The 12,411-nt window shown below is 64.8% G+C and carries 12 protein-coding genes; 6 read left to right on the top strand and 6 right to left on the bottom strand.

The genetic code is table 11. The features are described from left to right. Positions 1 to 2: 2 nt before the first annotated feature. From AX284_RS11355 to AX284_RS11775, 4 genes are all read left to right on the top strand, one after another. A complete protein-coding gene (locus tag AX284_RS11355) occupies positions 3 to 905 on the top strand; it encodes an efflux RND transporter periplasmic adaptor subunit (protein ID WP_017639708.1) in 903 nt (300 codons plus the stop codon). Between the two features lie 96 nt (positions 906 to 1,001). Further along, positions 1,002 to 1,313: a DUF485 domain-containing protein gene (locus tag AX284_RS11360; RefSeq protein ID WP_068385509.1), complete on the top strand. Its 312-nt coding sequence runs from the start codon at positions 1,002 to 1,004 to the stop codon at positions 1,311 to 1,313. After that, complete coding sequence (locus AX284_RS11365) at positions 1,310 to 2,965, top strand: cation acetate symporter (RefSeq protein WP_064306579.1); 1,656 nt, start codon at positions 1,310 to 1,312, stop codon at positions 2,963 to 2,965. Before AX284_RS11360 ends, AX284_RS11365 begins: the two co-directional genes overlap by 4 nt. Before the next feature lie 201 nt (positions 2,966 to 3,166). Beyond that, on the top strand, positions 3,167 to 3,325 hold the full coding sequence (locus tag AX284_RS11775; RefSeq protein ID WP_007159093.1) for a DUF3309 family protein: 159 nt from the start codon (positions 3,167 to 3,169) through the stop codon (positions 3,323 to 3,325). A gap of 159 nt (positions 3,326 to 3,484) precedes the next feature. On the opposite strand, the gene dacB is transcribed toward AX284_RS11775, so the two are convergent. The 4 genes from dacB to AX284_RS11380 all read right to left on the bottom strand — a co-directional run bounded on the left by dacB (position 3,485) and on the right by AX284_RS11380 (position 6,263). Continuing rightward, the gene (gene dacB, locus AX284_RS11370) at positions 3,485 to 4,948 is read right to left on the bottom strand and encodes a D-alanyl-D-alanine carboxypeptidase/D-alanyl-D-alanine endopeptidase (RefSeq protein WP_017639712.1); all 1,464 of its coding nucleotides are present in this window, start codon (positions 4,946 to 4,948) and stop codon (positions 3,485 to 3,487) included. A gap of 168 nt (positions 4,949 to 5,116) precedes the next feature. Then, a complete protein-coding gene (locus AX284_RS11975; RefSeq protein WP_017639713.1) occupies positions 5,117 to 5,266 on the bottom strand; it encodes a hypothetical protein in 150 nt (49 codons plus the stop codon). Between the two features lie 26 nt (positions 5,267 to 5,292). After that, positions 5,293 to 5,949, bottom strand: a complete 657-nt coding sequence (locus AX284_RS11375; RefSeq protein WP_068385512.1) for a hypothetical protein — start codon at positions 5,947 to 5,949, stop codon at positions 5,293 to 5,295. A 104-nt stretch (positions 5,950 to 6,053) separates the two neighbouring features. Then, positions 6,054 to 6,263 (bottom strand): cold-shock protein, encoded by a 210-nt coding sequence (locus tag AX284_RS11380; protein ID WP_007159089.1) that lies wholly within the window; start codon positions 6,261 to 6,263, stop codon positions 6,054 to 6,056. A gap of 747 nt (positions 6,264 to 7,010) precedes the next feature. On the opposite strand from AX284_RS11380, the gene AX284_RS11385 reads away from it, so the two are divergent. Both AX284_RS11385 and AX284_RS11390 read left to right on the top strand, forming a co-directional pair. Then, positions 7,011 to 7,280, top strand: coding sequence for a hypothetical protein (locus tag AX284_RS11385; RefSeq protein WP_236712164.1), 270 nt, complete (start codon positions 7,011 to 7,013; stop codon positions 7,278 to 7,280). Between the two features lie 323 nt (positions 7,281 to 7,603). Beyond that, the gene (locus AX284_RS11390; RefSeq protein ID WP_068385518.1) at positions 7,604 to 8,455 is read left to right on the top strand and encodes a CvfB family protein; all 852 of its coding nucleotides are present in this window, start codon (positions 7,604 to 7,606) and stop codon (positions 8,453 to 8,455) included. On the opposite strand, the gene AX284_RS11395 is transcribed toward AX284_RS11390, so the two are convergent. Both AX284_RS11395 and AX284_RS11400 read right to left on the bottom strand, forming a co-directional pair. Continuing rightward, positions 8,409 to 11,030 (bottom strand): ligase-associated DNA damage response DEXH box helicase, encoded by a 2,622-nt coding sequence (locus AX284_RS11395; protein WP_068385521.1) that lies wholly within the window; start codon positions 11,028 to 11,030, stop codon positions 8,409 to 8,411. The two genes, AX284_RS11390 and AX284_RS11395, sit on opposite strands and share 47 nt — an antisense overlap. An 11-nt stretch (positions 11,031 to 11,041) precedes the next feature. Continuing rightward, entirely contained in the window at positions 11,042 to 12,373 is a 1,332-nt protein-coding gene (locus tag AX284_RS11400) for a deoxyguanosinetriphosphate triphosphohydrolase (protein ID WP_068385523.1), read from the bottom strand. Between the last annotated feature and the right edge of the window lie 38 nt (positions 12,374 to 12,411).

The raw sequence follows: 12,411 nt of genomic DNA on the forward strand, positions 1-12,411 counted from the left end.
CGATGCACAAGACCCTGCGTGTGGCGATAACCCTGATCGTGGTACTGCTCGCCATCCTGGCCGGCACCTGGCTGTGGCATTTCTATCTCTATACGCCCTGGACGCGCGATGCGCGGGTACGGGCCGATGTGGTGGTGGTCGCGCCCGACGTGTCCGGCTGGGTGACCCGTCTGGCGGTGGTGGACAACCAATTGGTCAAGCCGGGCGATCTGCTCCTGCAGATCGATCAGCAGCGTTATCAGGCCAATCTCGCCCATGCCAAGGCGGTGGCCGAGACGCGCCAGCAGCAATTGCGTCTGCGCGAGAGCGAGGCGGCCCGGCGCCAGCGCCTGGGTACCAGCGCCATCAGCGCCGAGGACCGCGAGACCGCCCAGGTCAATGTCGCCGTCGCCCGCAGCCAGTACCAGGAAGCCCTGAGCGACGTGAACCTGGCCCAGATCAACCTGGATCGCAGCCGGGTGCTGGCGCCGCGGGAGGGGCGGATCACCAACCTCAGATTCGCCGAGGGCAACTATGTGCAGACCGGCCAGGCGGTGATGGCGCTGGTGGATACCAAGTCCTTCTACGTCATGGCCTATTTCGAGGAGACCAAGATCCCCTCTATCCACCCCGGTGATGCGGTACGGGTGCGCCTGATGAACCAGGCGGCGCCGCTGCAGGGGCGGGTGGCGAGTATCAGCAGCGGCATCACCGATCGCAATGCTGCCAATGATGCCCAGTTGCTGGCCAACGTCGAGCCGACCTTCAACTGGGTGCGCCTGGCGCAACGCATTCCGGTGCGCATCGAACTGCTGGACGTACCGGCGGATATCCACCTCAGCGCGGGGATGACGGCGAGCGTCTCGGTGCTCGATGGCGAGGGTCACCACCCGCTGCAGGGCTGGCGTCGGCTCTGGGATTACTGAGGTCGGAGAAGGTACGACTAAAGTCGTCTGGAAGCCTTACCGGGCGGGCCTAGAGTAGAGCTCGACGCTCCCGTCATGCTGTAAGGAACAACAATAATGAATGACAGCACCTACCGGCGGATTGAAGCCAGTCCGCGTTTCCAAGAACTGGTGACCAAGCGCGGGCGCTTTGCCTGGACGCTCTCCGCCATCATGCTCGGACTCTATTCCGCCTTCATTCTCCTGATCGCCTTCGCCCCCAGGGTCCTTGGTACCCGTATCCATGCGGAGACCGCCATGACCTGGGGTATCCCCCTGGGCGTCGGTCTGATCCTTTCGGCCTTCATCCTGACCGGCATCTATGTACGCCGGGCCAATGGCGAATTCGATCGGCTCAACGCGGAAATCCTCCGGGAGGTGCAGCCATGAGACGTCTTTCCCTGGCCGCTGCACTGCTGGCCCTCTCGCCTTCGCTGTGGGCGGCCGACGCCATCAGCGGCGCGGTCCAGCGCCAACCCCTGAACGTCTCCGCCATCCTGATGTTCGTGGCCTTCGTCGGCGCCACCCTGGGTATCACCTACTGGGCCTCCAAGCGCAACCGCTCGGCGGCGGACTACTACGCCGCTGGCGGGCGCATCACCGGTTTCCAGAATGGTCTGGCCATCGCCGGTGACTACATGTCGGCCGCCTCTTTCCTGGGCATTTCCGCCCTGGTGTTCACCTCCGGCTACGACGGCCTGATCTACTCCATCGGCTTCCTGGTGGGCTGGCCGATCATCCTGTTCCTGATCGCCGAGCGCCTGCGCAACCTGGGCAAGTACACCTTCGCCGACGTGGCGTCCTATCGCCTCAAGCAAAAGGACATCCGTACCCTGTCCGCCTGCGGTTCGCTGGTGGTGGTCGCCCTCTACCTGATCGCCCAGATGGTCGGTGCCGGCAAGCTGATCCAGCTGCTGTTCGGCCTGGACTACACCCTGGCCGTGGTGCTGGTGGGCATCCTCATGGTGCTCTACGTCCTCTTCGGCGGCATGCTGGCCACCACCTGGGTGCAGATCATCAAGGCGGTGCTGCTGCTGTCCGGCGCCAGCTTCATGGCCTTCATGGTGATGAAGCACGTCGGCTTCGACTTCAACCGACTGTTCGCCGAAGCCATCGCCGTGCATCCGAAAGGCGAGGCCATCATGAGCCCCGGCGGCCTGGTGAAGGATCCGATCTCGGCCTTCTCCCTGGGTCTGGCGCTGATGTTCGGCACCGCCGGCCTGCCGCACATCCTGATGCGCTTCTTCACCGTGAGCGACGCCAAGGAAGCCCGCAAGAGCGTGTTCTACGCCACCGGCTTCATCGGCTACTTCTACATCCTGACCTTCATCATCGGCTTTGGCGCCATCCTGCTGGTCAGCACCAACCCGGCCTTCAAGGACGCCGCCGGCGCCCTGCTGGGCGGCAACAACATGGCGGCGGTGCACCTGGCCAACGCCGTGGGCGGCAGCATCTTCCTGGGCTTCATCTCGGCGGTGGCCTTCGCCACCATCCTGGCGGTGGTGGCCGGTCTGACCCTGGCCGGTGCTTCGGCGGTCTCCCATGACCTCTACGCCAGCGTGATCAAAAAGGGCAAGGCCAACGAGAAGGACGAGATTCGCGTCTCCAAGATGACCACCGTGGCGCTGGGCGTAGTCGCCATTGCCCTGGGCATTCTCTTCGAGAAGCAGAACATCGCCTTCATGGTGGGCCTGGCCTTCTCCATCGCCGCCAGCTGCAACTTCCCCATCCTGCTGCTCTCGATGTACTGGAAGCGCTTGACCACGCGGGGCGCCATGATCGGTGGCTGGCTCGGCCTGATCACCGCGGTGGCCCTGATGGTGCTCGGCCCGACCATCTGGGTGACCATCCTCGGTCATGCCAAGCCGATCTACCCCTATGAATACCCGGCGCTGTTCTCCATCGCCGTGGCCTTCGTCGGCATCTGGTTCTTCTCCATCACCGACAAGTCGGCGGCTGCCGAAGAAGAGCGCGCGCGCTTCTACCCGCAGTTCGTGAGATCCCAGACCGGTCTGGGGGCCAGCGGCGCCGTCTCGCACTGATAGATACCTGCACCAAGACCGAGCCCGGATCCCTGATCCGGGCTTTTTTTTCCGGGAACACCGGTGGATCGAGGGATGGCAGAGGTCGCCTGACGACTTCGGAATTTTCCGCCGCTGGCGCGGGTCCATGGAACAGGCCCGTCGCTTCGTAGCAACCTGTTACGACGGCGGTCGACCCCTGGCCTTCATGGAGAATGGCAGATGACTCTCTCGACCATCCTGGTTCTGGTGCTGCTGGTCCTGCTCATCGGCGGACTTCCGGTATTCCCCCATTCGCGCAGCTGGGGCTATGGCCCGTCCGGCATCGTGGGCGCCATCCTGGTGGTCCTGCTGGTGCTGCTCTTGCTCGGCATGATCTAGGCCGTAGCCGCGGCCTGAAAATGCCCCACAAGGGTGCATTGGACAAAGGTCTTGCCCAATGCGGTGCACCGCGGTAACGTCGGCTTTCCGGCCTGCCTTGCCGAGTGCTGTAAACAAAACCGGCGTCTGCGTGAGCAGACGCCGGTTTTGTTTTGCGCGTCAGTTGGCGACCGCGCCGTCCTGGCGGCTGCGCAGATAAAGATCCAGCACGACCTCGTCCAGGATGGAGGAGGCACCCCAGGGGCGGCTGCTGTTGAGGATGGCGACCACCACCCAGTTGCGGGCGTTGGCGTCCCGGACGAAGCCTGCCAGGGCGCGGACGTTGTTCAGGGTGCCGGTCTTCATGTGCGCCTGGCCAGTCAGCGGCGAATTCTTCATGCGTTTGCGCAGGGTGCCGTCCATGCCGGCCAGCGGCAGCGAGGAGATGAACTCCGGCCCATAGGGGCTCTGCCAGGCCGATCTGAGGATCTCCGCCATCTCCCGCGCGCTGACCCGCTCGGCGCGGGACAGGCCCGAGCCGTTCTCCATGATCAGGTGGCTGGCATTGATGCCCTTACGCGCCAGCCACGAGCGGATGACCCGCAGCGCCGCCTTGCCGTCGTCGGCATCCGCCGAGGTGCGGAATTGCGCGCCGATGGACAGGAACAGCTGCTGGGCCATGGTGTTGTTGCTGTACTTGTTGATGTCACGAATGATCTCCACCACATCGGGCGAGAAGGCCCGCGCCAGTACCTCGGCGTTGCGCGGCACGCTGCCCTCGCGGGTGCGGCCCTTGATGCTACCGCCCAGCTCCTGCCAGATGGCCCGCACCGCGCCGGCGGTGTAGGCCGGGTGATCGAGCAGAGACAGATAGCTCTGGGCGTTGCAGCCGTCCGGCAACTGGCCGCTGACGATGAGGCTGGTGCTGCCATCGGCCTGGGGCACCGGATTGAAACGCACATCCGGCCAGGCGGGACAGCCGCTCTTGCCGGTGGCGCGCATCTGGTTGTCGATGTTGACGTTGGTCAGCGGTGGATCCATGGAGACGCTGACGCGGCCATCGGCCGAGCGCACCACCATGCGTACCGATTTCAGGTTCACCAGCAGCGAATCCGGCCCCACCAGGAAGGTCTTGTTCTCGTCTTCGCCGTCATCGTTGAAGGCCGGCAGATTGGGTTTCACGAAGCGACCACGATCCAGCACCAGGTCGCCGGTGACCTCCAGCACGCCATTGGCGCGCAGGTCGCGCATGAGCAGCCAGAGGCGCTCCATGTTCAGCTTGGGATCGCCGCCACCCTTGAGATAGAGGTTGCCGTTGAGGATGCCGTCCTTGAGGGTGCCGTCGGTATAGAACTCGGTCCTCCACTGGTAGGTGGGGCCCAGCAGTTCCAGGGCGGCATAGGTGGTGATCAGCTTCATGGTCGACGCCGGATTCACCGAGACGTCGGCGTTGTAGTAATCGTTTTCGCCCGGGCCGTCGAGGGGCAGCATCACCAGCGACAGATCGCTACCGGGAATCTTGTTGGTCTGCATCGCCTTTTCGATTCGCGGCGGCAGGTAGGAGGTATCGGCACTGACGGGCAGGGAAAAGCCCAGGGCGCAGCAGCTCAACAGCAGGCCCAGAGATCGGAAGGTCTTTCGCATCGGGACACACACCTTGGCAGGGTACCGGCCTAGTTGAAGAGAAAAGGGGCCGATAGACGTCGGAGTGCGGGCATTATGCAGTAAGGAGGGCGGGGCGAGCCAATCCCAAGGGGCAGCACGCAGACAAAGAAACGACCGCCTTGGCGGTCGTTTCTGGAAAGGGCGGGATCAGTTGTAGCCCGTGGCGTCCTTGGTACGGTCCGGACTGTTGGGCGAAGGCGGATCGCGTCCGTCGTCGGTCTTGGCGTGCTCGGTGCGCAGGGGCTTTTCGTCCTTGGGCAGTTCGCGTTCGTCGGCTTTGCGCTTTTCTTCGGCCATGGGATCCTCGTCTGCTTGATTGCCGGTCAAGGTGTGACCGGTGCAGGCGTTTCGCCGTTCCCCTGGGGCGAGGAGTGGTCGGTGAACACGCCGGCGGCTTGCAATTGCCGCAGGGCCTCGTTGACCTGGCGCGCGAAGGTGTCCTCGATGGCGGTGCCGGCCTGATGGCTGGCGGCCAGGGGCAGGAACCAGACCCCCATCCAGGTGCGCACCGAGCTGGCATTGCGCACGCGGGTGGGCGTGCTGCTCCCCGGCGCCAGCCACTCGGCGGTCAGTACATAGTCGTCCCTGGCGGTACCCGGGACGAGAAAGAAGGTGGCACCAGTGATCAGGCCGCTGGCGATGGCCGCGGCATAGGAGGTGCTGTTGTAGAGCTTGAGGCGCAGCAAGGCATCGTCCGGCCTGCCGGGCTCTGGCACCAGGATGATACGGTCGAACAGCTGGGAGTGCTCCAGGACCTGGCGCAGCCTGGGCTTCAGGCCTTCGCGGGCCACGGCAATGGAGGTCGCCTCCTTGGCATCTTCGACCTCGCCTCGATAGAAGTTGAACTCCACCAGGACATTGGGGCGCTGCTGTCGCTCGCTCGCGGGAGCGCGGAACGGCTGGGAAGGGAGTTCGTCACCGGGAAAGGCGGCGCAACCGGCGAGCAGGAGCAGGCAGAGCAGGGCAGCGAAGGTTTTCACAAGACGCACCTCATCCCTAGGTCGCTATTGCGAACGTTGGTTGGCCGACGTCCGCGCAAAAAAAAGCCCAACCGGGGGTTGGGCTTTTTCGAGAAGGCGGGTGATTAGATCACCTGCACCTCATCGGCCTGCAGGCCTTTCTGGCCTTGCACGACCAGGAAGGAAACGGCCTGGCCTTCTTGCAGGCTCTTGAAGCCGTTACCCTGAATGGAACGGTAGTGAACGAACACGTCCGGGCCGCTCTGGGGGGTGATGAAGCCGAAGCCTTTCTCGTCGTTGAACCACTTGACGGTGCCAGTTTGGCGAGTAGACATGGATTTCTCCTTGAATAAGATGACGTTGTTGTCCGAAGGACGACAGTTTTGAAACGAGGAGAAACCCATGCCGCGAAAGCTGGCCCTGATGTACTCCAGGTTCTCGACAGGTGAGCCGCTTTGTAGAGACAGCCTCACCTGACAGCGATGGATGGTCTCAGACTGGCTTGCGCAAAACAAGACCTTTGAGCTGCTCGATGTTGACTTTAGCGACCATGGTCGAAGTGGTGGCTAGAGCGGGCAAACGGCTGTTGGCGCAGGGGAGGCGTATCGCAATCCTGGGCATGGGCCTGTCGGCTGCCGAAAAGGATCCGTGCTGAATCGTTTCCCTGACGCAAGGTGTCGTTGGCCGAGTCGCTGGGCAGTGCATCGTGCCCGGCAATCAGTAGTGCGTGAGGGCTGATTCTTCAGGTTTTCAAGAGCCTGTGAGCACCCGTCTCCTCCACCCTGTCGTGTTGCCCACCGAGGCCATCGTTCGGGGTTCCAGGCGGTGCGATTCGGCCAGCTGAGGTTTATCCGGAGTCTTTTCGTGACCGGGATGGTACCCAAGAGCGGGTCCCGGCTAGGGGAAGGTTTCAGCCGGTCGAAGCAAACGCTCAGCGGTCGCGGGCAAAGGCTTTTCGTTTTCGCTGTCGCCATAGGCCAGTGGTGTCGAAACGGTGACGGCCTGCTCAATGCGGGTAGTGGCTAGATGCTATTATTTCGTTCGATTCATTACCCCGAACCGCAAGGGTTCAAGGATTTACCGTGAAAAACGGTCTCGAATGCGCAGGACGCGCATTGGGCCACGGACTCGCCGGATACCGGGTCGAGCTTCGTCGCCTGAACCTCAATGAAATACTGATAGCTGTCTACCATGCCCAGCAGTCGATCAAGCTGACCCAGCGAATAGTGACCAACGAGCAGGCTACCAATCCGTTCTTGCTGAATGCGGTGGTGGCAGCCATGCGGGTCGAGGCTGACACCGTCGGTCTCTTCATCGAGATTCCACTCGCCGATGATTGCCTGACCGCCTGAATCTGGCGGTCATTGGATGCGGGTTGAGTCGGTGGGAAGGCATCTATCGAGCAAGCACCGATCACTTTCATGCAAGCAGCGCTGCCCGGACGTCAGCAGGCTCCATCTGCTGTGAACGGCAGGTAGGTCTTCAGCACGGCATGGCACCAAACCGTGCCGGGATAGCGTCGCATCGGGTCGAGGTTCGCTACCCGGGCGACACCCGGCGGCCATCAAGGCTTCGCACGATGCTGAGCGATCCTTTCAAGGGGCCAGGGTAGCGAGCAAGCAGTGGCTTTGCTGATCGCGGTAAAATGCACCGCTTTCTACAGGAGTCTCCACTCATGGCCTTGTTGGGTCGCTTCAACAGCTTGCAGATTTTGCGCAATACCCCCATCGGCCTGTTCCTGGATGCCGGCAACGACGGCGAGGTGCTGCTGCCGCGTCGCTATGCGCCGAGGGACGAACCCTGCGCCGAGGGCGACTGGCTCAACGTCTTCCTCTATCTGGACAGCGAAGACCGCCTGATCGCCACCACCGAGAAGCCGAAGGTACAGGTCGGCGGCTTCGCCAGCCTACGGGTGGTAGAGGTGGGTCGGGTAGGGATCTTCCTCGACTGGGGTCTGCCCAAGGACCTGCTGTTGCCGCACTCCGAAGAGAAGCGGCCGCTGCAGGTGGGCGATCACTGCGTGGTGCACGTGCACCTGGACACTCGCACCCGGCGGATCGTCGCCACCGCGCGGCTGGATCGCTATCTGGATCGCGAGCCGGCGCGCTACAAGGTCGGCCAACCGGTACCGCTGCTGGTCGTCGAGCAGACCGACCTCGGCTATAAGGTGATCGTCGACAACAAGCACTGGGGGCTGGTGCATCGCAACGAGGCCTTCAAGCCGCTGCGCCTGGGCCAGCGCGAGCGCGGCTTCATTCGCGAGATACGGGCGGACGGCAAGATCAGCCTGACCCTGCAGCCCCAGGGTGCTGCCGCCGGTACCGATCTCGCCGAGCAGATCATCAGCCTGGCCAAGGCGCGGGGAGGGGTGCTGGAGCTCAGCGACAGCAGCCCGCCGGCCCTGATCCATCAGCTGTTCGGTGTCAGCAAGGGCAACTTCAAGAAGGCCATCGGCCATCTCTATCGCCAGGGCCGGATCGTTATCGAGGACGACCGGATTTCTGTACGCGAGGACGCCGCGGACTAGCGCCGCGACGGGGTGTCAGATCGCTGTCATGGCTGGGTTGCACCAGGGATTCGGGATCGAAGGCGCGCGCGCGCTCGTCCGGTCCGGCTTCGCGCTCCAGGTCGCCGACCATGCGGGTGATGCGATCGGCCAGCTTTTCCGAACTCAGGCTCTCGCGTAACCGCTCGACCATGAGTGGCAGGGCGAAGGGCGAGGGATGGTCCAGGGTAACCAGGCGCAGGGGCAGGGCGCCGGTCCGGGTCAGGGTCTGCTGCAAGCGGTCGGCATCGAGTTCCTGGCGCAGCACCTCGGTCTGGGCCTGGCCGAGCAGCAGGTTGTCGGGATCGTATTGGCGAAACACCTGATAGAAGAGGCTGCTGCTGGCCTGCAACTGGCGATTGCTCTTGTGCGCCCCTGGGTAGCCGGAAAAGATCAGCCCGGAGATGCGGGCGATCTCGCGAAAGCGGCGCTGGGCGAGTTCGGCGGCGTTGAGGCTGGCCAGGGTATCGCTGACCAGGTTGTCGGTGGTGAAGAGACTGGCATCGAGCAGCTCCTGCCAGTCCAGGCTGACCGGCGAGACCAGTTCCAGGCCATAGTCGTTGACGGCGATGGAAAAGGTGCAGGGGCGCCGCTGCGCCAGGCGCCAGGCCAGCAGGCTGGCCAGCCCCAGGTGGGCATGGCGCCCGGCGAAGGGATAGAGGAACAGGTGCGAGCCTTCGCGGGATTCCAGCGTCTCGGCGAGCAGGTAATGAGCGCTGGGCAGGGCCGACCACTGCCGTTGCACATCCAGCAACGGTTGCAGCAGGCGCATCTCCGGGCTCTCGTAGCGCTGCGCCTCGGCGTCTTCCAACAGCGCCAGGACGTGCTTGGCGAGGGTGTCCGAAAGCGGCATGCGACTGCCGCTCCAGCGCGGGATGGCGGCCTTGCGCCCGCTGGCACGGCGCACGTACACCGTCATGTTTTCCACCCGTACCAGTTCCAGGGTACGACCGGCGAAGAGAAAGTGGTCGCCGGGCCGCAGCCGGGCGATGAAGCCTTCCTCGATGTTGCCCAGGCGATTGCCGCCGCCGCCCTTGGACCAGAACTGCACATTGAGGCTGGTCTCGCTGACGATGGTGCCGATGCCCAGTCGATGCCGCTTGGCCAGCTGCTTGTCGGGGACGCGCCAGATGCCCTCGGCGTCGGGTTCGGCGCGGCGATAGTCGGGGTAGGCCGACAGCGAGGCGCCCCCGTTGCGAACGAAGGCCAGTGCCCAGATCCACTCGCCTTCGCTGAGGTGGCGATAGGCCCAGGCGCTGCGGATCTCCGGTAGCAGGTCGTCCGGTTCGAAGCCGCCGCCCAAGGCGACGGTCACCAGATGCTGCACCAGGACGTCCAGGGGCTTGACCGGGGCGGTGCGCGCCTCGATCTCGCCCGCGGTGATGGCACGGCGAGTGGCCGCCGCATCCAGCAGATCGAGGCTGTAGGTGGGAACCAGGGTCGCCCGCGAGGCGCGGCCCGGGGCGTGACCACTGCGGCCGGCGCGTTGCAGCAGTCGAGCGATGCTCTTGGGCGAGCCGATCTGCAGCACCCGCTCCACCGGCAGGAAGTCCACGCCGAGGTCGAGGCTGGAGGTGCAGATCACCGCCTTGAGCTGGCCATTCTTAAGGCCGCTCTCCACCCACTCGCGGGCCTGTTTCTCGATGGAGCCATGGTGCAGGGCGATCAGGCCGGCCCAGTCCGGACGCGCCTGCAGCAGCGCCTGGTACCAGAGTTCGGTCTGGGCGCGGGTATTGGTGAAGACCAGGGTGGTGGGACTGTCTTCCAGTTCGCGGATCACCTGCTGCAGCAGGCGCATGCCCAGGTGCCCGGCCCAGGCGAAGCGCTCGACGCCGCCCTGGGGCAGCAGGGTATCCACCTGCAGGCGCTTGTCCTGGCGGCCCTGCACCAGGTGTCCCGGTTCTCCGGCCAGCAGCACGTCCAGCGCGTGAGCCTGGTTGCCCAGGGTCGCCGACAGGCCCCAGGTCTGCAGGCCGGGGTTCCAGCGGCGCAGGCGGGCCAGGGCGAGTTGCGTCTGGGTGCCGCGCTTGTTGCCGAGTAATTCGTGCCATTCATCGATGACCACCAGGCGAACCTGGCCCAGGGCTTCCTGGGCGTCCTCCCGGGACAGCAATAGCGAAAGGCTCTCGGGCGTGGTCACCAGGGCCGTCGGCAGCCGGCGATTCTGCCGGGCGCGCTCGCTGCTGCCGGTGTCCCCGGTACGCAGGCCCAGGGTCCATTCCAGCTCCTCGTCGAGCACCGGGCGCTCCAGGGCGCGCAGGGTATCCGCCGCCAGGGCGCGCATGGGCGTCAACCAGAGCACGGTGAGCGGCGGTGGCGCCTGCTTGCGCTTGCTGGGCAGGCCCTTGGCCGTGATCGGCTTGGGCGCGACGAAGGCATCCAGGGCGGCCAGCCAGACGGCGTAGGTCTTGCCCGAGCCGGTGGTGGCGTGCAGCAGGCCGGACTCCCCGGCGGCGATGGCCTTGGCCACCTCGCGCTGGAAGGGAAAGGCCTTCCAGCCCTGAGCGGCCAGCCAGCGACTGCCGGGGCCCTTGCGCGTGCGGGGTGCGGTGGCCATCGTGGCGCTCCTTAAACCGGGTTCGAACGCCCGGTCATCTCGGCCGCCATGGCGGTGGCATAGCTGTCGGTCATGCCAGCGATGAAGTCGATCACCCGCATGAAGGCCTGGTGCAGGGTCCAAGAGGGATCCGGCGCGCTGTTGCCCAGCAGGTCGAGGATGCGGCGACTCTTGAAAGAAGGCTCGCGTCCGCGGTGCTGTTCCAGGGCGGCGCCGCAAAAGGCATTGAGCAGGATTTCCAGGGTGGTGTAGGCGCCGATCTCGTGCAGGGTCTTGCGCTTGTCGTGGAAGATCTTTTCCCGGGCCAGGGCCTTGGCGCGCTGCACGCAGAGCTTTGCCGGACCGGCCATGTGCTCGACCAGGTCATCGCCCAGGGTGCCGGCGAGCAGGGCGTTCTGCTGATCGACGAAGGCGCGAGCGGTGGCGTTGGTCAGGTGCTCGATGGCCTTGCCGCGCAGGATCGCCAACTTGCGCCGGCGGGAATCCCGCGGCCCCAGCTGGCGATAGGTCTCGGGCAGGTCGTCGCCGACCAGGCCCAGCAGCAGCGCCTCGACCTCGGCATAGTCCAGCAGCTCCATCTCCAGGCCGTCTTCCAGATCGATCAGCCCATAGCAGATGTCGTCGGCGGCCTCCATGAGGTAGACCAGCGGATGCCGTGCCCAGCGTTCCGGACCCAGCAGCGGCAGTTCGAGTTTCTCGGCGATCTGCTCCAGCAGCGGCAGCTCGCTTTGGTAGCAGCCGAACTTGTGCTTCTTGTAGCCAGGCGCCGCGGCATAGCGTGACGTCCAAGGGTACTTGAGATAGGTACCGAGGGTCGCGTAGGTCAGGCGGGTGCCGCCGTCGAACTGGTGGTATTCGAGCTGGGTCAGCACCCGGAAGCCCTGGGCGTTGCCCTCGAAGTGCAGGAAGTCCTGGCGCTCCGCCTCGCTCATGTCGTCCAGCCAGCCGCGGCCGGCGGCCTGGGTGAACCAGTAGCGGATGGCGTCTTCGCCGGAATGGCCGAAGGGCGGATTGCCGATGTCATGGGCCAGGCAGGCGGATTGCACCACCATGCCGAGGTCGCTCGGATCGCACCACTCGGGCAGGGCGCCTCTCAGACTCTCGCCCACGCGCATGCCCAGGGAGCGGCCGACGCAGCTCACCTCCAGGCTGTGGGTCAGGCGGGTATGAATGTGATCGTTGCTGGTGACGGGATGCACCTGGGTCTTGCGTCCCAACCGGCGGAAGGCGCCGGAAAAGATGATGCGATCGTGGTCCTTGTGAAAGGGGCTGCGCCCCAGTTCATCCGGGCTGTGCAGGGGTTTGCCCAGCCGTTCGCGGATAAGAAGTGTCTGCCAGTCCAAGGCCGTCCTCGAGCTATCACCGATAGGGGGAGCGCCGA

The sequence above is a fragment of the Pseudomonas sp. HUK17 genome, assembly GCF_001566765.1.